Annotated in this window: 16 protein-coding genes and 1 tRNA gene; 4 read left to right on the top strand and 13 right to left on the bottom strand. The window is 45.6% G+C overall.

The features are described 5' to 3' along the window. A partial coding sequence (locus tag IQ270_RS08970; protein ID WP_228056193.1) for a transposase occupies positions 1-494 on the bottom strand: 494 nt, incomplete at its 3' end. Positions 495-924: 430 nt separating this feature from the next. On the opposite strand from IQ270_RS08970, the gene IQ270_RS08975 reads away from it, so the two are divergent. Next, the gene (locus IQ270_RS08975) at positions 925-2,337 is read left to right on the top strand and encodes an NB-ARC domain-containing protein (RefSeq protein ID WP_193972875.1); all 1,413 of its coding nucleotides are present in this window, start codon (positions 925-927) and stop codon (positions 2,335-2,337) included. A gap of 5 nt (positions 2,338-2,342) precedes the next feature. On the opposite strand, the gene IQ270_RS08980 is transcribed toward IQ270_RS08975, so the two are convergent. Beyond that, positions 2,343-2,840, bottom strand: a complete 498-nt coding sequence (locus IQ270_RS08980) for a 2TM domain-containing protein (RefSeq protein WP_193972876.1) — start codon at positions 2,838-2,840, stop codon at positions 2,343-2,345. A gap of 187 nt (positions 2,841-3,027) precedes the next feature. Continuing rightward, positions 3,028-4,005 carry a hypothetical protein gene (locus IQ270_RS30840; protein ID WP_228056194.1) on the bottom strand — a complete coding sequence of 326 codons (978 nt, stop codon included), beginning with the start codon at positions 4,003-4,005 and terminating at the stop codon, positions 3,028-3,030. 720 nt (positions 4,006-4,725) lie between these two features. Between IQ270_RS30840 and IQ270_RS08990 the strand changes: the two genes are divergently transcribed. Next, positions 4,726-6,813, top strand: coding sequence for a thioredoxin domain-containing protein (locus tag IQ270_RS08990; protein ID WP_193972877.1), 2,088 nt, complete (start codon positions 4,726-4,728; stop codon positions 6,811-6,813). Between the two features lie 184 nt (positions 6,814-6,997). On the opposite strand, the gene IQ270_RS08995 is transcribed toward IQ270_RS08990, so the two are convergent. Beyond that, positions 6,998-7,070, bottom strand: a tRNA-Phe gene (locus tag IQ270_RS08995). A gap of 132 nt (positions 7,071-7,202) precedes the next feature. Between IQ270_RS08995 and IQ270_RS09000 the strand changes: the two genes are divergently transcribed. Continuing rightward, positions 7,203-9,845 carry a phospholipid carrier-dependent glycosyltransferase gene (locus IQ270_RS09000; protein ID WP_193972878.1) on the top strand — a complete coding sequence of 881 codons (2,643 nt, stop codon included), beginning with the start codon at positions 7,203-7,205 and terminating at the stop codon, positions 9,843-9,845. Between the two features lie 174 nt (positions 9,846-10,019). Beyond that, complete coding sequence (locus IQ270_RS09005) at positions 10,020-10,934, top strand: cobalamin-binding protein (RefSeq protein ID WP_193972879.1); 915 nt, start codon at positions 10,020-10,022, stop codon at positions 10,932-10,934. Between the two features lie 102 nt (positions 10,935-11,036). Here the strand turns inward: IQ270_RS09005 and IQ270_RS09010 are convergent, their stop codons facing one another. From IQ270_RS09010 to thrS, 9 genes are all read right to left on the bottom strand, one after another. Next, complete coding sequence (locus IQ270_RS09010; protein WP_193972880.1) at positions 11,037-11,645, bottom strand: fasciclin domain-containing protein; 609 nt, start codon at positions 11,643-11,645, stop codon at positions 11,037-11,039. 166 nt (positions 11,646-11,811) lie between these two features. After that, positions 11,812-12,594 (bottom strand): MBL fold metallo-hydrolase, encoded by a 783-nt coding sequence (locus tag IQ270_RS09015; protein WP_193972899.1) that lies wholly within the window; start codon positions 12,592-12,594, stop codon positions 11,812-11,814. A gap of 132 nt (positions 12,595-12,726) precedes the next feature. Then, entirely contained in the window at positions 12,727-13,314 is a 588-nt protein-coding gene (locus IQ270_RS09020; protein ID WP_193972881.1) for an aminodeoxychorismate/anthranilate synthase component II, read from the bottom strand. Positions 13,315-13,767: 453 nt separating this feature from the next. Further along, positions 13,768-14,277, bottom strand: a complete 510-nt coding sequence (locus IQ270_RS09025; protein WP_228056195.1) for a diacylglycerol kinase family protein — start codon at positions 14,275-14,277, stop codon at positions 13,768-13,770. Between the two features lie 156 nt (positions 14,278-14,433). Continuing rightward, positions 14,434-14,982, bottom strand: a complete 549-nt coding sequence (gene ybeY / locus IQ270_RS09030; RefSeq protein ID WP_193972901.1) for an rRNA maturation RNase YbeY — start codon at positions 14,980-14,982, stop codon at positions 14,434-14,436. A 278-nt stretch (positions 14,983-15,260) separates the two neighbouring features. Further along, positions 15,261-15,482, bottom strand: coding sequence for a DUF3285 domain-containing protein (locus IQ270_RS09035; protein ID WP_193972882.1), 222 nt, complete (start codon positions 15,480-15,482; stop codon positions 15,261-15,263). 96 nt (positions 15,483-15,578) lie between these two features. Continuing rightward, a complete protein-coding gene (locus tag IQ270_RS09040) occupies positions 15,579-16,373 on the bottom strand; it encodes a DUF4058 family protein (RefSeq protein ID WP_193972883.1) in 795 nt (264 codons plus the stop codon). A 143-nt stretch (positions 16,374-16,516) separates the two neighbouring features. Further along, entirely contained in the window at positions 16,517-17,305 is a 789-nt protein-coding gene (locus IQ270_RS09045) for a DUF4058 family protein (protein WP_193972884.1), read from the bottom strand. Between the two features lie 112 nt (positions 17,306-17,417). Beyond that, entirely contained in the window at positions 17,418-19,247 is a 1,830-nt protein-coding gene (thrS, locus tag IQ270_RS09050; RefSeq protein WP_193972885.1) for a threonine--tRNA ligase, read from the bottom strand. Between the last annotated feature and the right edge of the window lie 209 nt (positions 19,248-19,456).

A 19,456-nucleotide genomic window follows, 5' to 3' on the forward strand; every position in this document is an offset into this window, starting at 1 on the left:
CACACTTGTGCCAATTGCCCGGCCCCAAAACCGATCGGGTTGTCCCAACTGGTAATACGTTCGTGTCTTAAAGGCAGCGCCCAACTCCCGCTCATTGAGGGTATTAGTGCGATCGTACTATATCCTTGACCGATGCCGACAGGTATACCGTGAGGTAAGGCTGTGGGTTGGTGTTCATAAGTACGTTCTTTGAGGGTACGTGCATGGGGTCTTAACCATGCTGTATGATCGATCGCCAATACTGGCCGTTCCACTTGTGACATTTGTTCGATATATAGTTGCATCAATTTTGTTCGATCTGGTCTACAATCTTGCAGCGCCTCGTAGACGCTTGACCACTCACGTCGAAATAAAGGACTGAGGGCAAAATCTCCTAAACATGAGACGTGGCGGGTCGTCATTACCGCGTCTGCTAGTTCAAAGGTGGCATCTTTTGCCTGGCCGAGGCATTCATAAGCTAGTTGACGAAATTCCTGTAATTGTTCTAATTTCATGGCAGGTAGATTTGAGATTTTTAGCTGAATACTCAATCTTCTACCCTGATGCTGTCTGTTGAAACTATCGCAGACAGTTTTTTTTGAGAAAGCATCCGCCACCTCAAAGAGAACGTCAACGGTCGCTGGTACCGCTCTTATGGTTGAGTCTCATAGCTTTTCGCCAGCGACCGTTGCCGTTGGAGTATGGACGTTTGCCGATATGAGGGCTATCGCACTTTTTGACCTGCTTAGTCTAAACTCCAAAGTATTGTGATTTCATTATTTATTATTGAGCAAAATCTAAGATTTGTCTAGTCGGAAAATGTCGGAAAATATCGGTAGTTTTACATAACTTTTCCGCTCTCGCAGGTCGGAGAATGTCGAAAAATGTCGGCACGGTCGGAAATTGTAGGATACAATAGCTAAAACCCCCACACCAACCAACTTGATGGACGTTGAAGAAATCTTAAAATTTGCCGACAACCTAGTTTTCACCAAAACTGGAAAACATCTCGACAACGTGCAAGAGGCTATATTGCGAGGTAGTTGGCAAGGCCAGAAATACCCCAAAATAGCAGAGGAAGCTCATTGTAGCGAAGGTCATGCTAGGGATGTTGCCTCGGAATTATGGAAGATACTCTCAGATGTATTAGGTGAAGCAGTTAATAAATCAAATTTTAAATCCACATTCAAAAGGTTGCACATCTCCATCGTTTCATCAACTGTTGAGAAAAACTCTGTACAAATTGGTAATGTAAATGTCTGTGGAGATACTTCACACTCCCCAAAAGTTCCAAAAACCCGATCGCCCTTTTCCACCTCCACCCCAGAAAACACCCAACCCCAAATACGCCAAGACTTAAGAGATGCACCAGATATCAGCTCATTTTATGGCCGCACATCCGAACTCGCCACCCTACAACAGTGGATATTACAGGAACGCTGCCGCCTAGTGGCAATATTAGGAATCAGCGGCATTGGCAAAACTGATCTCGCACTTCACATTCTCCCACTAATTCAGCATCAATTTGACTATGTAATTTGGCGAAGTTTGGGCGCATCCCCAACTCTCGAAACTACCCTGAAAAACCTAATTAAATTTTTATCTAATCTATCAGAAACCGAATTGCCAGTCAGCACTGATGAACTGCTATCACTGTTAATGGAAAAATTGCGATCGCACCGCTGTCTCATCATCCTAGACGACGTACAAACAATTCTCAGCAGCCGACAAATAGCAGGCAACTATCGACATGAATATGATAATTACAGCACTTTATTCAAACGGATAGGCGAAACTTGCCACAACAGTTGCTTAATTATAAATAGTTGGGAACCACCTAGAGAAATTGTCGCATTAACCAGAGAAAACGCCCGCGTTCGCACCTTACTACTCGACGGTTTAGATGCAGCAGCCGGCGAATTACTCCGAGAAAAAGGTTTACTTGACGAACAACAATGGGAAACCTTAATTAACACTTACCGAGGCAATCCCTTGTGGTTAAAAATAGTGGCAGCCATGATTCAAGAATTATTTAGCGGCAGAGTTGCCCAATTCTTACAATACGATCTGCTATTCTTGCCAGAAGAATTGAAAGCAAGATTGCAGCAGCAGTGCGATCGCTTATCCGAGTTAGAGAAACAAGTGATGTGCTGCATGGGGAATGAAATCGAATCAGTTTCAATTTCCCAATTGCTATTGAAAGTGCAATTATCGCCATCCGAGTTATTCAATGCGCTGCAATCTTTGGGATGGCACTCCTTAATAGAAAAACAAGAACAGGATAATCAAGCGCTTTTCACTCTATCGCCAGTAATCAGACAGTATGTGAAAACCGAGTATTTTTGCGATCGAACATGAACTGATCAAGATTGCAACCACTTCATAAACTTATTCGTCGCAGTACCAATAGACTCTCCGACTTGTTTCTTCAAACGCCACCGCTGGAACGCTTCTTCGTAATCTTCGCCTTCAGTTTGATACACATTCCAAGCATTCAGGGACAATCCCAATCCCCAGGTTAGTAAAATGAACAGCGACCAAGAAAGCTCGTGCGATCCTGCTAGATTAAACAAAATTAAAAAACTATTGACTATGCCGTACTTTGTCACATTTTTCTGCAATTTGCGACGGCGGTAAGCGTTAAAAACCAACTTTTCTTGAACTTCTCCTCTAGTTGCTAACCACTGCTGTTCCGCCACCACAATATCCTGTTCGGAGATGCCCAATTCCGCTGCAATCTCGAACAACTGCACTCTGGATAATTCCCCTTCATCTTGTCGGCGGGCGATCGCAATTTGCAGAATACCTTGAGCATCCTCTGAACCGTAAATTTGACTTATTTGACTTTCATTTGCCGTCATAACGAGTTTCCTATAATTTCCGAAATTATTTCTATCATACATACAACCGCAGTCAAACCGCAGGTAGGGACTGTGGCGGATTTCAACACCTTTTTAAGAACAGGCAAGATGCCTGTTCCACAATAAGTCAATTCTCTTGTGGAACAGGCATCTTGCCTGTTCCTGATACAGGTTAGAAATACCAATCCTAACCCAAAGTATACATCCAGCCATCCCGCGCGCAAATCCTCACAATTCCGTCCCAAACTACAGGCGTCGCCTCAAATGACAAACCCGGTTTAAATCTCCCTGATTCTACTACTTTCAAACGGTAAAACTGGCCTTTAGCATTTCTCAAAGCATTTTTATCGCCAGACTTCGCTTGTTCCCAATTCAAATTGAACAAATAAACACCGTTGTATCCCGCACTTATCAGTTTATTGCCATCGGTAAAAATTGGAGTTGAAATTGAAGAACCAATCTCTTTTTTAAATACGATTACCGGAGTATCGTAAGACTGATTTCGCCAAGGTACAGCAATTTTTTTACCTGTAATCATGTTTTGGGAACCGATGTACAAATTGCCGTCGATCGCATTTGTCGCAAAAATCGCCGGAAACTCCCCGGAATTGTACTCGTCATTCAACGCTACCGAGCCGATTATCCCGCCTTCCCAGCTAGAAAATCGGCGGTTTCCAGTCGGTAAAAACCATTCGACGCTGGCATTCGGTTGCTTGTTCGGATTCAGTTTCAGCACTCCGCCGTTGCCCTGAATATATTGTTTTTCTATAGCACAAAACAGTTTTCCAGATTTAGAAATTACAGCAGTTCCATCCAAATCTGAACCTGTATAAAAATCCCAAACAATCTTTTTACTAGCAATGCTAATACCGTAAATGTGACCGGAACCAGCCGCTATAAATATTCGATCTTTGAGCCTAGATGGCGATGATTCCGCTACCAAGTTGCCGCCGTGCTTGCCGATATCTGCTGCTGCATAAAGTTGTACTTCTGACAAGATATCGGGCTGCTTGATTCCTTGTTTGATTTTGGCTTTGCTGGTCGAACTATCGAGGAAATAGCCGATCGCATTTTCCCCCGCATTGAACAACACGCCGCCGCCGATATCCAAAGCGCTGCTATCGTTATCGCGGCTGTAGCTGTTTTCCTGATGTCCAGCTTCCAAAGTTCCTTGCCAGTTCTAAAAGATATTGCCCTAAAACTCGGCACGACACTTTTACCACCACCGCCGCTGCGGCTGCCTTGCAAAATCACAATTCTGTTTTCGGCGCTGGCTTTTTCATCGATATAAATTGTTGATGAACCTTTGATTATATCATCAAATTTATAGCGCCAAACTTCTTTATTGGTAGCCATATCTATTTTTCGCAAATTGTGGTCGAAAGCACCTATAATTAAATAAGTTTTCCCCCGGTCTCTGGTAATTGTCGGCTGTCCAGTCCAACCAGCGCCGCTCCAAACTACAGACTGCCTTCCCAAAAAAGTCCGACCGCTACCGAGTGGAAATTTGTCGATTAACTTCAAGCTTTTCGGAACACCTCTGCCGTAAAACCGGCGCTTGTCGTTACCTAAAAAGGTCGGGACTAATAATTCTATTTCTGGGTCTGCTTTTGCCAGAAAATTGTTAAGATTGGTTTCTAATAAAGCTCGATCCGAAGATGCCGTTTTTCCCAGTTCGAGAACAGCAGGAGGAACAGCAGCACTCAGCAAAAATTGTCCTAGCTGTTGATTGAAGGTTCTGCGAGATGATAAACTCATGTTAGATAGAGATAATCAGCAATAATATTAAAACATAATTATCAGCAACAACTCAATTAAAACATCTCGCGCTAAACTACTAAAGAAGTGACAAGCTTACTGAGTACGAGTTAAAGTATATTTGATTATGGTGAACCGTCTTGCTCAATCCCAAAGCCTTTACCTGCGGAAACACGCCGAAAATCCGATCGACTGGTGGGCCTGGTGCGACGAAGCCTTAGAAACGGCCCGGAGCGAAAATAAACCGATTTTCCTTTCAATTGGGTATTCTAGCTGCCACTGGTGTACGGTGATGGAAGGGGAAGCATTTTCTGATCGCGCGATCGCCCAATACATGAATTCGCAGTTTATACCAATAAAAGTCGATCGCGAAGAACGCCCGGACATCGACAGCATATATATGCAAACCTTGCAAATGATGACCGGCCAAGGTGGTTGGCCGCTCAACGTTTTTCTGACTCCCGACGAGCGAATTCCCTTCTACGGCGGCACTTATTTCCCCGTAGAACCGCGCTACGGACGCCCCGGATTTTTAGAAGTTTTGCAAGCAATTCGTCGCTTTTATGACACAGAAAAACGCAAAGTAGAAGCCTTCAAAGCAGAGATTTTAGACAACCTCCAACAGTCGGCGCTGCTGTCAGCAGGAACCGCAGAACTAAATCGCGAAATATTCCAAAAAGGTTGGGAACTCAACACCGGAATTATTGCCGGCAGCAATCCGGGACCGAGTTTTCCAATGATGCCTTACGCTGAGCTAGCACTCCGGGGAACGCGCTTTAATTTTGATTCAAAATACGACAGCAAAGAAGTCTGCACTCAGCGCGGATTAGACTTAGCATTGGGCGGCATTTACGACCATGTAGCCGGCGGATTTCACCGCTATACGGTTGATGCAACTTGGACTGTGCCGCACTTTGAAAAAATGCTCTACGACAACGGTCAAATTGTGGAATATTTGGCTAACTTGTGGAGTGCGGGAATCCAAGAACCGGCTTTTGAAAGTGCGATCGCCCGGACAGTACAATGGTTGAAGAGAGAAATGACCGCGCCGACAGGTTATTTTTACGCGGCACAGGATGCTGACAGTTTTAACACTTCAGAGGAAGTTGAACCGGAGGAAGGAGCATTTTATGTTTGGAGTTTCGCCGAACTCGAACAACTGTTAACTGCTGAGGAATTGGCAGAAATTCAAGCACAGTTTACTGTGACTCGCGGCGGCAATTTTGAAGGTAAAAATGTATTGCAGCGCTATCAGCCGGGAAAACTCAGCGCAACGGTAGAAACGGCTTTGAGTAAACTTTTTGCTGTTCGCTACGGCGACAATCCTGATACTGTGAAAACTTTTCCCCCAGCCCGCAACAATCAAGAAGCCAAAAACAACAGTTGGTCGGGTAGAATTCCCGCAGTTACTGACACGAAAATGATTGCAGCTTGGAATAGTTTAATGATTTCTGGCTTGGCGCGCGCTGCCGCTGTTTTTGCAAATTTGGAATATCTGGAATTAGCTGTGACAAGTGCTAATTTTATGTTAGATAATCAGTGGAAAGACGGGCGGTTTCAGCGGTTGAATTATGACGGACAATCTGCTGTGGCGGCGCAGTCGGAGGATTATGCTTTGTTTGTGAAAGCTTTGTTGGATTTGCATCAAGCGAGTTTGATTTTAGGAAACGGGGAAGCAACACAGCAATTGCAGAATTCTCAATTTTGGTTGGAGAAAGCTGTGCAGGTACAAGAAGAGTTTGATGAGTTTTTGTGGAGTGTGGAATTGGGAGGATATTACAATACTGCTAAGGATGTTAGCGGTGATTTGTTGGTGCGGGAACGCAGTTATACAGACAATGCAACTCCGGCGGCGAATGGAATTGCGATCGCCTCTTTGGTGCGCTTGGCACTGCTGGGCCAAAATTTGGAATATCTCGATCGCGCCGCACAAGGTTTGCAAGCTTTCAGCAGTATTGTCCTAGATGCTCCCCAAGCTTGTCCGAGTCTACTTTCGGCGATCGATTGGTATCAGCATTCTACTTTAATTCGCACGACTCCTGAGCTGATTTCTGGGTTGATTTCGCAGTATTATCCGACTGCTGTCTGTCAGATTGAGGCTGATTTACCTGTAGGAATTGTCGGGTTAGTTTGCGAGTGTTTGACTTGCAAGGAACCTGCGAAAACTCAAGAGAGGCTGTTGGAGGAAATTTTGCAAAGTCAAACGCGGGTTTAGGGAGTTGGCGGTTGAAACCGCGACTGCATAAATGAAGTCCCAGCAGAGGACAAGGTTGTTTCATTCTCACCAAAAACATCATTTTGTAGGGGTAGTGCCCCCGTGCCTACCCCGTTGTTTCATTCTTGATTTTTGCTGTAAACCTTGAATCCTCAACAGCGTAAGTATATTTTTTAGAAAGCTATGCCAGGAACGAGACTTGAACTCGTGACACGTGGATTTTCAGTCCACTGCTCTACCAACTGAGCTATCCCGGCTTGTTTTTTCGCGCTTTACTATCTTAGCAGACACTTACACAATTTAGCAAGCACTTTCCCAAATAATTTTTCGCTCGCCGGGAACCGCCCGCCTGTAAGCTAAAAGCTGCAACCTAAAATCCAAAAATCGTCATGGCACAGCAACATCGGGACAGCGGGAGTAAGAGTCTGCTTGTCTTGGGGACAATTTGGCTGTTGGGGGCAATTAGCGATCGCCTCTGGCTTGCCTTCGATCGCTCTGTCCCGGCGTGGGATCAGGCAGAATACCTCACCAGCACCCTGGATTACTTGCAGGCGTTGCAGCATCCTCAGTGGTTTTCGGGGGATTGGTGGACAAACTTCTGGCTGCTTTCGACAAAAATTCCACCCTTGGCGTACATCTTGACGGTGCCGTTTTTGAAGGTTTTCGGTGCTGGGGTCGATCGGGCAACCCTCGTTCATTTATTATTTAGTGCAATTCTACTCGCCTCAGTCTACAATCTGGGCGTCCAATTATTTAACAGACAAGTCGGTTTGTGGGCCGCTGCAATTTGTGTTTTGTTGCCGGGACTTTATCGGTTCCGCTTGCAATTTTTGCTCGACTATCCCCTCGCTGCTGCGATTACTTTTTGTTTCTATTGTTTGACAATGTGGAAAAGTGCCGCAGAAACAGGGAAGCAGGAAAACAGCGGATTTTCCCAATCTCCCCCAGCCTCTCTCCCCCTCTCTTCTTTCTTTTGGGCGATCGCCTTTGGTATTTCTCTAGGCTTATCAATATTAGTTAAACACACTACTGTATTATTTCTGTTTGCCCCGATTGTGTGGTTGGCTGTTGGTGGTGTGTGGCAAAAAGCTTGGGGAAAATTAGGTCAATTAGCTGGTGCTTTGTTGCTGTCGGTGGCGGTGTTTGGGCCTTGGGCAAAAACCAATTGGCTGTTAATTTTGACGGGGGGAAAACGGGCAACGGTGGATTCTGCGATCGCCGAAGGAGATCCCGGCCTCAATACGATCGACGCTTGGATTTACTACGGTCAGCACTTACCCGAACAGGTTTCTTGGCCTTTGTTACTGATTCCCTTAGTTGGATTGCTACTTTATTGGCACCGCCGACAAAATAGTTCGTCAATCTCTTACCTCAACTCCTGTCGGTGGCTAGCTGTTTTTTGGGCAGGAGCTTATTTAATTAATTCTCTAAATATTAACAAAGACGACCGATATGTGATCCCTTATTTGCCAGTATTATCTATTTTCTTAGCCTGGGGTTTAACGCTGTGGCCTCCGCGTTGGGGACGACAAATTCGCTGGGGTACAATTGGTTTGGCAAGTTTGACGATGCTGCTGCATATGTGGCCGGTGGGCGGTGCTTTTGGACATAGCTTCGTTCAACTTGTTAGCCCCGGTAATTCTAACTATCCTTACTTGGGGAAAGAGTGGCCGCACCGAGAGGTTATTGCAGAAATTCTTGCTGCGGAACCTTATTTGCAATCTACTTTAGGCGTGTTGCCTTCCACGCCGGAAATTAATCAGCACAATCTAAATTATTACGGTGCTTTGGCGAATTTTCAGGTTTACGGGCGGCAGGTGGGAACGAACTTAAAAGAAGTACCACAAGATGTGCGATCGCTCTCTTGGTTTGTCACCAAAACTGGCCCACAAGGTTCGATTCGAGAACGGATAAAAAAAGCTCAAAATGCAGCGGTGGCTACAATTGAAAAAAGTGAATATTTTCAGTTAGAAAAAGCTTGGGTTTTGCCTGATAATACTAATCTAAATCTTTACCGCAAGCGACGGTATCCCGTTGAAATACAGCCGCTGAATGAAGCCAGATCGCAAGTACAATTAGAGCAAGTTACTGTTACCGGAAAAGCACTTCCCGGAGTCGCGCTGCCGATTACTTACATTTGGTCTGGGTCTTGGCAGCAATTGCAGTCTGGTTTGGTGTTGGTAACATGGAAACATCGGCTAGCTAGTGATATTCTAGAGTCGGGACAAGCTTTAAGGATTTTACACGATCGCGCGATCGCCCAGGGGACTTTGCATCCGGGAATTCTGGAAGCCGATAAATTTGCTGTAGGGTTTCGAGTTGTCGATCGCACGGCGATGCTGACTCCTGCTAATATTGCACCGGGAAGTTACAGTCTGGAAGCTACTTATCTGAACCGAAAAACAGGCGAAACTTATCCAATCAAAGTGCCACCAGTAACACTTAAAATCAACGCCGATCCTCTAAAGATCCGTTCCCAGATTGTTCCTAGCAACAAGAATACTCAAAAGTCGAAAATAGTCCCGACTATTGCTGGTAACGAGAATCAGCCGGAGTTAGATTTGGTGACTCAATTGCGGGCTATGGCAGTTAATTTACCGAAAGGATTGCCCGGTTTAAAACCCGTGTTCGAGCAAATTGGGCGCATCAATCAATACGATCCAACTCAAGATTATACCCTGCAAGCCGAACAAGCATTAGAATATAGGTTGAAGCAAGAACCCAAGAATCTAGAATTTGCTTATGCTTTGGCATTTTCTCGCGTATTGCAGCAGAATGTCAAAAGTGCGATCGTAGCTTTAGAAAAAGTTACCGAACTAGACTCTCAAAACCCTTATGCTTATGCTTATCTCGCTTTCGTCCAGCTATACGGTTGGCATCCAAAAGCCGCTGAAACAGCCCTAAAACCAGCTATCGCCCTCAACCCCAACCTACCCGAAATTAGAGTCTTAAACGGTTTAGCCACTCTAATGCAAGGCAATCTCATTCAAGCATGGCAAGATTTGCAATACATACAAAAGCTGAAAATTTAAAAATACCTTGAATTGTGGCACGGGCATCTTGCCCGTGCTTACAAAAAAGCTAAAAATTTAAAAATACCTTGAATTGTGGCACGGGCATCTTGCCCGTGCTTACAAAAAACAAACCCTTCGATTGTGGCACGGGCATCTTGCGCGTGCTAGCAAATCGGTAAAAAAACAAAACCAATGAACCAACTCAGAATCGTCTCTCTCATTCCCAGCGCCACCGAAATTGTAGCAGCTTTAGGATTGGCCGATGCCCTTGTCGGCCGTTCCCACGAATGCGACTATCCGCCAGAAATCCAAAATTTACCTGTTTGCACTCAGCCTAAATTCAATCCCGAAGGAACTAGCAGCGAAATTCACAACCGCGTCACAGAATTGTTGCAAAATGCGCTCAGCGTCTATAAAGTAGAAATAGATACTTTGGAAAAATTGCAGCCAACTCACATCATTACTCAAGCTCAATGTGAAGTTTGTGCTTGTTCTCTGACAGAGGTTGAACAAGCAGTAAGTACCCTGGTGCATAGCCAGCCGGAAATTATTTCTTTGCAGCCGAATTTGCTAGCAGAAATCTGGACGGATATTGGGCGAGTTGCTGCTGCTTTGGGTGTCGATGCCACAAGTACGATCGCACTTTTGCAATCCCGCATTGATGCTATTATCTTAAAAACCAAAACATTAACCGTTAAACCCACAGTAGCCTGCATCGAGTGGATTGAACCTTTAATGGCTGCGGGAAATTGGATTCCCGAATTAGTAGCAATGGGGGGAGGCAATTCGCTATTTGGAATAATCGGGCAACATTCCCCCTGGTTAAAATGGGAATCCCTGGTTGAAGCTAATCCCGATATCATTATTTTCATGCCTTGCGGCTTTGATTTAAATCGCACTCGCACCGAAGCAATGCCGATAACTCAATACACAGAATGGCAAGATTTGCAAGCAGTCAAAACCGGGAAAGTATACATAACTGACGGCAACTCTTACTTTAATCGATCTGGGCCAAGATTAGTTGATTCTTTAGAAATTTTAGCAGAAATTATCGCTCCCGAAATCTTTGATTTTGGCTATCGGGGTGAGGGTTGGCAGCAATTTTAGTTTGTTTGAATAAAAAACTTGCATTCCCCACTACAAACCAGTTAGTTTGTTTGTAGTGGGGAATGCAATTCCTCATATCATTTGATGCAAAAAACGCTAGTCCTACTTGACATCGGGCGGCATCAAAACCTTATCAATTACGTGAATCACGCCGTTGCTAGCTTTGATATCAGCCTTCACAACATTAGCGCCACCCACGGTAACTTTGCCACCGCTAACTACTACTTTCAGCTTGCTTTTTTCAACAGTTGGAACTTCGCCGGACTTGAGGCTAGTAGATAAAACCGAACCAGGAACCACGTGGTAAGTTAAAATCTTAGTAAGTTTGGCCTTGTTCGCTGGTTTGAGCAAATCATCCAAAGTTGCTTTTGGCAAAGCAGCAAATGCGGCGTCTGTCGGTGCAAAAACAGTGAAAGGGCCTTTTCCTTGTAAAGTTGTCACCAAACCGGCTGCTCCCAAAGCCTTTGTCAATGTCTTGAATTGAGTGTCGCCAGATGCAATAGCAACAATATCCTTAGTAGCGGCCATTGGTGCGGCTGAAGCAGGGGTTTTCGCATTTCCTGCAACTTGTTGAGTTTGAGTTGTATTAGCAACAATTGTTTGGGAGTTGATGCGAGCCGCAGCCGGGAAACCAATCAACGCGCTAGCGCCGATTATTCCTGCAAAACCTGTGAGTTGCTTCATCCAGCTAGTTACATTTTGATTTTTCATGGTGCCTAGATTTCCTTATGAGAATAAAAGAGTGAACATGAGTAATTGTGTTAGCCAAATTACCAGAAAAGATTGGGTTGCGAAGGCTAACGTATAGAGAAAATTTTCTGGGATTTTCGATCGCACCAAAACTCCCTTAATATAACGTAAACTTAGCGAAAAAGCGTCAACCGCTAAATCTGTAACTCAAAACCTCAATCACCGAACCGGTTTGGGGTAAGTCAGCAGGTTTAATCGAAATCGTGTCATTATTCAATCGGCGCACCGACGTACCATCCATCAGCGCCAAGAATTCATCTAGCGGCACCAAATCGCACGCAGCAGCATCGGCGGCTTGGGTTTTGAAATGTGTCGGAATTACCATCTTCGGTTTGAGAAGCTGCAAAGTTTGCTTCGCTTCCGCCGGGGTGTAAGATTTCGGCCCTCCGCCCACGGGAATCAGCACCACATCCGGGCGCCCGATCAAGATTTGTTCTTCAATGCCGATCGGGCCAGCGACTCCACCCAAGTGTAAAATCTTAATACCAGCTTGCTGCCACAGCCAAGCCACATTGATCCCAAATCGCCTTCCACCCTCGCGGTCTTTTTCCGTCCGAATTCCTTGAATCCTCAGCCCGTTCGATCGATAAGCCCCAGGCTCGTACAAAAGGCCGGGATTGCCCGAAAATCCGTCCACCGCCCCTTCATCAAGCAATCTGCTGCTAATCAGAATCAAATCAGTTGGCACTTTAGGAGAGCGATAGCCAGCCGTACAGCCCAGTGGGCGAAAAGGATTCACCAGCACCCTCGCACCGCCACCAGTGAACAAGAAGCAAGTGTGGCCCAACCACTGAACCGACAAAGAATCAGCAGTTTGAGCTTGATAGCTTTCCCATCCAGATGGTAAACCAGTTGCTATAGCGGCTAGCAAACCCGTCTGTGCGTAACGTATTAATTGTCGCCGTTTCATCTTGTGGTTGAGGTTGTCGGGTGTTGGTCGTTCGTTGTTATACCACAAAACACCGTCGTCCGGTGCCAAATGTGCACTCTACTATTACGTAAGGTGCGCTGCGGTGCACCCTACAAATTCAGATAAATTCAACTAAAGTCTTGCCAAGAAATTTCGCAATAACTGCTTTCCCGAAGTCGTCAAAATACTTTCCGGGTGAAACTGTACGCCTTCAATGTGCGGATATTCCCGGTGCCGCACGCCCATAATCGTTCCGTCTTCAACCCAAGCCGTAACTTCCAAAACTTCTGGAAAACTCTGCTTTTCTATTACCAAACTGTGATAGCGAGTTGCGATTGTCGGCGATTCCACGCCCTGAAAAACTCCGACTCCTGCGTGTTCTACCTGAGAAGTTTTGCCGTGCATCAACACTGGTGCAAAAACAATTTTGCCGCCGAATACTTGACCGATACTTTGATGTCCGAGACACACGCCTAAGATTGGCAGAGTCGGCCCCAATTCTTTGATTAATTCCAGAGAAATTCCTGCATCTTCCGGCCGCCCCGGGCCTGGAGAAATTACTACGGCTGCGGGCTGCAATCGGCGAATTTCTGCTAAGGAAATTTGGTCGTTGCGGTAGACTTGCACTTCGCTGGCTACGGGGAACTCGGCACCTAGTTCTCCTAGGTACTGTACCAAGTTGTATGTAAAACTGTCGTAGTTATCGATGACTATAATCACGGGTTAATTGGGATTTTAGGTGGGAGATTTGAGATTTTAGATTGATATCAAATCCGGTAACATCGGAACGATCTAACGGCGAAGACGCTTGTAGTGCGTTAGGAAGGACGTACATCTTCTTCTTTCTCTGACTTCGCGTTCGCGTGCCTCGCGGTTAATTCGATATTACCACCTATTAGTTATCATTCTGATAGAATCGGATTTGATATGACTGGCTGTTTGAATGCAATAGGAATGAAAATTTTAGAGATACGGTCAAGATTTAAATAGCTGGAATATGTAACAATCAAACTAAAAACTTCACTTTGGTCATCCAAAACCTCAAATTTACCTCGCTCAATAACTTATAGCAGTTTCAAAAAAGGATGCAACTGCGGGCAAACTTCAAAACATGATAGTCATAAGTCATTTCCCCCTCGAAAATCTTCAATGCGAAAATCGAAAATGGTGTTACTAACCGACGATCGCAATTTGAACCACTTCCCACAGCGGAGGAAGCAGAAGTGCAGCAGCGACGATGGCTGCGGCCATTGCGGATACCAGAACTGCTCCGGCAGCGCAGTCTTTGGCGATTTTGGCTAGTTCGTGGTATGATTGCCCGACGGTTAAGTCTACCACCGATTCGATCGCCGTATTCAAAAGTTCCATTGCTAAAACTATGCCAATGGTAACGCCGATTACAGATATTTCTACAGGTTTCAGTTGCAAATACAGTCCGAGTCCGATCGCCAAAGTTCCTATAACAGTGTGAATCCGAAAATTTCGCTGAGTTTCAAAAGCATAAGTCAGGCCTCCCCAAGCGTATCTAAAACTCGTAGCTAAGCTAGATGCTATTTTCCAGGACAGTTCTCGCTTGTATTTCAAGGCTTTTTTAGGCTCGTGGACTGTGGAACCCGAAGACTCTTGAGGCACGACCGCAAGCTGTGGAATGTTTGATGAAATTGAGGGTCGCTCTAGTGTCATAAATAACCAACTTTAAGTTACAGAAATGAATGAAAGCTAGACTTTTCAAATTAACTTTATCAAGTCTAGTTAACTTTCCTAAGTTTTTACTAAAGTTTTGGTATAGTTTCAGAAAGTTATGTTGGGCTTGAGATGATTTATTAAGTAACCATCAACTTAAGTTTCAGTTATGCTGCCGCCAATCTCAAGATCGATCGCCTGCAGCAGTGTTTCTTGTCTGTCTAGCATTTGAGTCAGACTCTCCTCATCCGGGTGATCCCAGCCCAAAAGGTGCAGAAAACCGTGGGCTGCGAGCCAAGCTAGTTCGGTTTTCAGGGGATGTCCTTGCTGCTGAGCTTGTCGCTGAGCTGTATCGATCGAGATGACGATATCACCCAAGTATAAGGGTTCAGATGACTGTATTTCCTCTCTTTGAGGACAGTCTACCTCTAAAGCTGCGAAAGCTAGTACATCGGTCGGTCGATCGAGCTGGCGGTACTGGGAGTTGAGGGCTTGGATATCGGCATCGGCGGTTAAACGCAGGCTGACTTCGTAGCCCGGGGCCACTGGCAAATCCGCCTCTTGGTTTTCCAGCCAAACGCTAAACCAATTTTCCCAAGTTTCGGCTTCTATCTCCCCGCTGGCTGAACTCTCAGGGTGGTTCGCACCGTCGGCGGAGGCTTGGGCTAGCCGATAACAGTCTTCGACGTTCACCTCGATTAGCATTTTCAGCATTTCTTGTCAAGCAATATATTCAATTTTTTTGACAATTTCCAATTGGGCGATCGGGCTAATCGACTTCTTGCTTTTAGCAGGCAGATTACAATAATCTGTCGAAGATTGCAACCGATCGGGAACACAATCAGCTTAACCTGTGATTGAGAAAGATCAAAAATAGCGAACACTCGGGGACAGGTATTTCTGTCGTGGCGACTTTTTAGCGTTAGCTTTGGCAATCGCCGAGACAGTACCGCCACCTTCTCACCTGACGCACTCTACAATAACTAAGAGTTGAAATATCGATCGACAAAAGCCAAACCGACGAGTACGCCCAAAAGTCCAGCCGCCGTCAAAGCAAAATGAAACAGAGAAGTCGCCCGCTTGCGAACCATATTCCGCATCGCCAGCTTGACATAACTCGGTGGAGGCGCATTGTTTGTCGGCGCTGTCGGAGTTTCGGCGGCGAGCTCTTCGGAGGCGGGAGTTACTGAGGAAGGTTGATCCATAACGGTTAGTTTTGAAAGTTAAAAGGGCGACTGCTGAGGACAGACTCGCCACGATGGTAACAAAAATGTAACGTTTTGTGTAGAATTTTTTAGGTTTCAGACGGCAGGAGGCTGGTTTCCCGCAACGCCAGAATCGGCCCAAACAGCATCGGGTTCGGACAGCGCAGGCATTAACTGGGCCGTATAATCGAGAGTAATGTCATAGGCGGCGCGATCGTACACTGTATTCAACAGCGCCTGCAAATCTACAATTGGTTCCACATCGCCTTCGCGCAAAGGCAAAGGAAAACAAGGAATCGCATCCTGTAGATTAAAAACGTATAAATCCGCCCCAGGTCTTTGATTGCTCCGACTCACCAAAACCCGATAATGAGCTGCAATATCATTGTCCAAAACCGGGAGAGGTTCCCAACCCCACAACAAATCAATCTCCACAAAATTAGTGCGACTTCCGAATATCTTATCCCGCTTTTCCTCATACATTTCGCGCCCTTTTCCCGGACGTTTATTAGCAGGTGAAAGAACTTCAATCACCGTCACAACTTCCTTAGTTGCCATATCTATCACCTCCAAATACCCTTCTCTCACCTCCTCAGACATCGCCAATCTGATTTTCAAAGGTTCAGTAGTTCGTGTAGCGACAGCCACATTCGATGTACTTGGATTTCGGGAAACGGGATTGCACAGGATAGATATATCAGCAGGCATCCCGACTAACAGAGATTGTTCTCCCTTGAGTTCATAAATGCGCTTTTCAATCGCCACTCGATATTTTGGCACCACTTGCGGAACCAAAGCATCTGCGATCGCCACTATCAACCGATTATGTACTTCTGGCCAAAAGTCAGGACTTTCTAAATAAGGATTCATCCCCGGAAATGGATTAGGCATTGATTTAACTTCTGTTAATTTACCTACTTAGGACTTGTGAAGGGGTAGCCTGAAACCGGGTTTTTGTTCCAAGACTTCGTTACAGCCCGCAAAAACCGCAAAAAACCCGGTTTCTTTGATTTTGATGCGTCCAGCCACTGTTATCATCCCCTCAATTCCCTCTCCCGCAACCAAGCATCCGCCCAAGCAGCATCCGGTTCCGACAGCGCAGGAACGGGTTCTGTCGTATAATCTATTCTAAAATCATAGGCGGCGCGATCGTATACTTGATTAATCAGCGCCTGTAAATCCAAAACAGGCTCTACATCTTCTGGACGTAAAGGCAAGGGAAATGCAGGAATTGGATTGAGAAGGTTGAATAAGTATAAATCTGCGATCGGACGTTGATTGCTGCGACTGACTAAAACGCGACAGTCGCTTTCATGGAAATCTCCCAAAACTGGCAAAGGTTCCCCACCTCGCAACAAGTCTATTTCGACTAAATGGGTACCGCTATCAAATATTTTCTTGCGCTTACTGCCATACTTTTCTCGACCTTCCCCTCGGCGTTTATTTGCAGGTGAAAGCACTTCAATAACGGTAACAACTTCCTTTGTTGCCATGTCGATTACTTCTAAATATCCTTCCCGAAATTCTTCCGACACTGGGATTCTAACTTTTAGAGGTTCCACAGTTCGGGAAGCGACAGCAACATTAGATGATACTGGATTTGTTCGATAGCGTTTCTGTTGGATAGAGACATCAGGAATCCCTACCAATAGAGAAGTTTCACCTGGAATTTCATAAATTCGCTTTTCAATAGCGACGCGGTATTTTGGGTGTAATTGCGGAGTTAGTGACTCTTTAATCGCACTAATCAGCAAGTGATGAACTTCTGGCCAAAAGTCAGGATGTTCTAAATAGGGATTCATCCCCGGAAAAGGATTAGGCATAATCGTACCTCCCGTTGATTACTATCATTTTAGCAAACAGATTAGAAAAACGCAGACAATATCAAACTATCATCTGCGTTAATCCCCGTGCATCTGCGGTTAAAAAACTCCCCTAAAAATCGCCGTAACTGCTAATAGCCCCCTGCAACCTCCCAATCACTTCATCAACCGAAATCGCCCCCAACTCCCCAGCAGCCCGAGTCCGAATATTCAAACTATTCGCCTCAACCTCCTTCGCACCCACAACACCCATCACCGGAATTTTATCCTTTTCAGCATTGCGAATCAACTTACCCAAACGCTCGCTATTCTCATCAGCTTCAGCGCGAATATTCAGCGCCCGCATCTTCGCCGCCACTTCCTTAGCAAACGGCAAAAACTCGGCGCTGACAGGCAACAATCGCACCTGAATCGGCGCTAACCACAGCGGGAAATCCCCCGCGTACTGTTCGATCAAAATCCCGATCAAGCGTTCCAAAGAACCGAAAGGAGCGCGGTGAATCATCACCGGACGCTGGCGAGTGCCGTCTTCAGCAACGTATTCCAAATCAAAACGTTCGGGCAAATTGTAATCTACCTGAACAGTTCCCAATTGCCATTCTCTATCCAAGACATCTTGGAAAATGAAATCGAGTTTCGGCCCGTAAAAAGCCGCTTCTCCAATTCCTTCAAAATAATTCATGCCCAAAGTTTCCACCGCGCGGCGAATCGCACCTTGAGCTTTTTCCCAAGCTTCATCGGAACCGATATATTTCTCTAAATTTTCTGGATCGCGGAAACTCAAGCGGGCTTTAAAATTTTTCAGTTGCAGGCTCTTGAATACTGATAGAATTAAATCCACTACGCTCAAAAATTCTGCATCCAATTGTTCCGGTGTCACGAATAAGTGGGAATCATCCACTGTAAAGCCGCGCACTCTGGTTAAACCGCCCAATTCTCCCGATTGTTCGTAGCGGTAAACTGTGCCGAATTCTGCTAAGCGCATCGGCAGTTCTCGATAGGAACGCAATTCGCTTTTGTAAATTTGAATGTGAAAAGGGCAGTTCATGGGTTTCATCACAAAACCCTGTTCGTTTGCTGCCGATTCTGCATCTTCTGCCATCAGCGGGAACATATCTTCTTTGTATTTCTGCCAATGTCCAGAGATTTTGAACAAATCGACTCTGGCGATGTGGGGAGTCACAACTTGCAAGTAGCCGCGCTTGATTTGTTCTTGTTTCAAGAAGTCTTCTAAAATACTTCTCAGAATAGTGCCTTTGGGTGTCCACAAAGGCAAGCCTGGCCCAACTGCATCGGCGAAGATAAATAAGCCTAATTCTTTGCCGAGTTTGCGGTGATCTCGTCTTAGGGCTTCTTCTTTGCGGTGTTTGTAGGCTTCCAATTGTTCGGGTGTTTCCCAAGCTGTGCCGTAAATTCGCTGTAGCTGAGCTTTGGTTTCGTCGCCGCGCCAGTATGCGCCGGCGAGACTTTCTAGCTCGATCGCCCTTGCATTCAATTCACTGGTATTATCCAAGTGAGGCCCGGCGCACAAATCCCACCATTGGTCGCCCAAATGGTACAGAGTAATTGGTTCGGTCAAACCTTCTAAAATTTCTAATTTGTAAGGTTCGTTAATCTGCTTAATTCTGCGTTCGGCTTCCTCGCGGCTGACTTCTTCCCTAATTACAGGCAATTTGCGGTTGATGATTTTGATCATCTCTTTTTTGATGGCTTTTAAATCCTGTTCCGTAAAAGGTTCGGGAGTGTCAAAGTCATAATAGAAACCGTTTTCAATCCAAGGGCCGATGGTTACTTGGGCCTTGGGAAATAACTTCTGTACCGCCATCGCCATAACGTGGGATGTGGTGTGGCGAATTTTTTTTAGTGCCTCCGACTCGCTGGTACGGGGCAACTCAATTTTAACGGACTCTTGTGGAGCGTTCATGGATTCTGAGCTAGACATCGGCTGAATTAGCAATTAATGAGAGTTGCAGTTGCTTCTATCTTACTCAGATTGGGACTGCAACCGCTGACGGACGGCTGGGGACACTGTTACAGGAGTGCTAACTAACCGTAGGGTGCGTCAGCGGGGCAAAGTCTTTAGTCTGGGGTAGTTACATTCAGCCCGCTGACGCACCCTACAATCTAACTCCTAGAAATTACAGCAATGGC

The sequence above is a fragment of the Microcoleus sp. LEGE 07076 genome (genome assembly GCF_015207455.1).
In the GTDB taxonomy this organism is placed as follows: domain Bacteria; phylum Cyanobacteriota; class Cyanobacteriia; order Cyanobacteriales; family Microcoleaceae; genus Microcoleus.

Bases quoted from the DNA above. Each gene is read 5' to 3' on its own strand.
- IQ270_RS08975 (WP_193972875.1), top strand. From the start codon at position 925: ATGGACGTTGAAGAAATCTTAAAATTTGCCGACAACCTAGTTTTCACC.
- IQ270_RS08980 (WP_193972876.1), bottom strand. From the start codon at position 2,840: ATGACGGCAAATGAAAGTCAAATAAGTCAAATTTACGGTTCAGAGGAT.
- IQ270_RS08990 (WP_193972877.1), top strand. From the start codon at position 4,726: ATGGTGAACCGTCTTGCTCAATCCCAAAGCCTTTACCTGCGGAAACAC.
- IQ270_RS09000 (WP_193972878.1), top strand. From the start codon at position 7,203: ATGGCACAGCAACATCGGGACAGCGGGAGTAAGAGTCTGCTTGTCTTG.
- IQ270_RS09005 (WP_193972879.1), top strand. From the start codon at position 10,020: ATGAACCAACTCAGAATCGTCTCTCTCATTCCCAGCGCCACCGAAATT.
- IQ270_RS09010 (WP_193972880.1), bottom strand. From the start codon at position 11,645: ATGAAAAATCAAAATGTAACTAGCTGGATGAAGCAACTCACAGGTTTT.
- IQ270_RS09015 (WP_193972899.1), bottom strand. From the start codon at position 12,594: ATGAAACGGCGACAATTAATACGTTACGCACAGACGGGTTTGCTAGCC.
- IQ270_RS09025 (WP_228056195.1), bottom strand. From the start codon at position 14,277: ATGACACTAGAGCGACCCTCAATTTCATCAAACATTCCACAGCTTGCG.
- ybeY (WP_193972901.1), bottom strand. From the start codon at position 14,982: ATGCTAATCGAGGTGAACGTCGAAGACTGTTATCGGCTAGCCCAAGCC.
- IQ270_RS09035 (WP_193972882.1), bottom strand. From the start codon at position 15,482: ATGGATCAACCTTCCTCAGTAACTCCCGCCTCCGAAGAGCTCGCCGCC.
- IQ270_RS09040 (WP_193972883.1), bottom strand. From the start codon at position 16,373: ATGCCTAATCCATTTCCGGGGATGAATCCTTATTTAGAAAGTCCTGAC.
- IQ270_RS09045 (WP_193972884.1), bottom strand. From the start codon at position 17,305: ATGCCTAATCCTTTTCCGGGGATGAATCCCTATTTAGAACATCCTGAC.
- thrS (WP_193972885.1), bottom strand. From the start codon at position 19,247: ATGTCTAGCTCAGAATCCATGAACGCTCCACAAGAGTCCGTTAAAATT.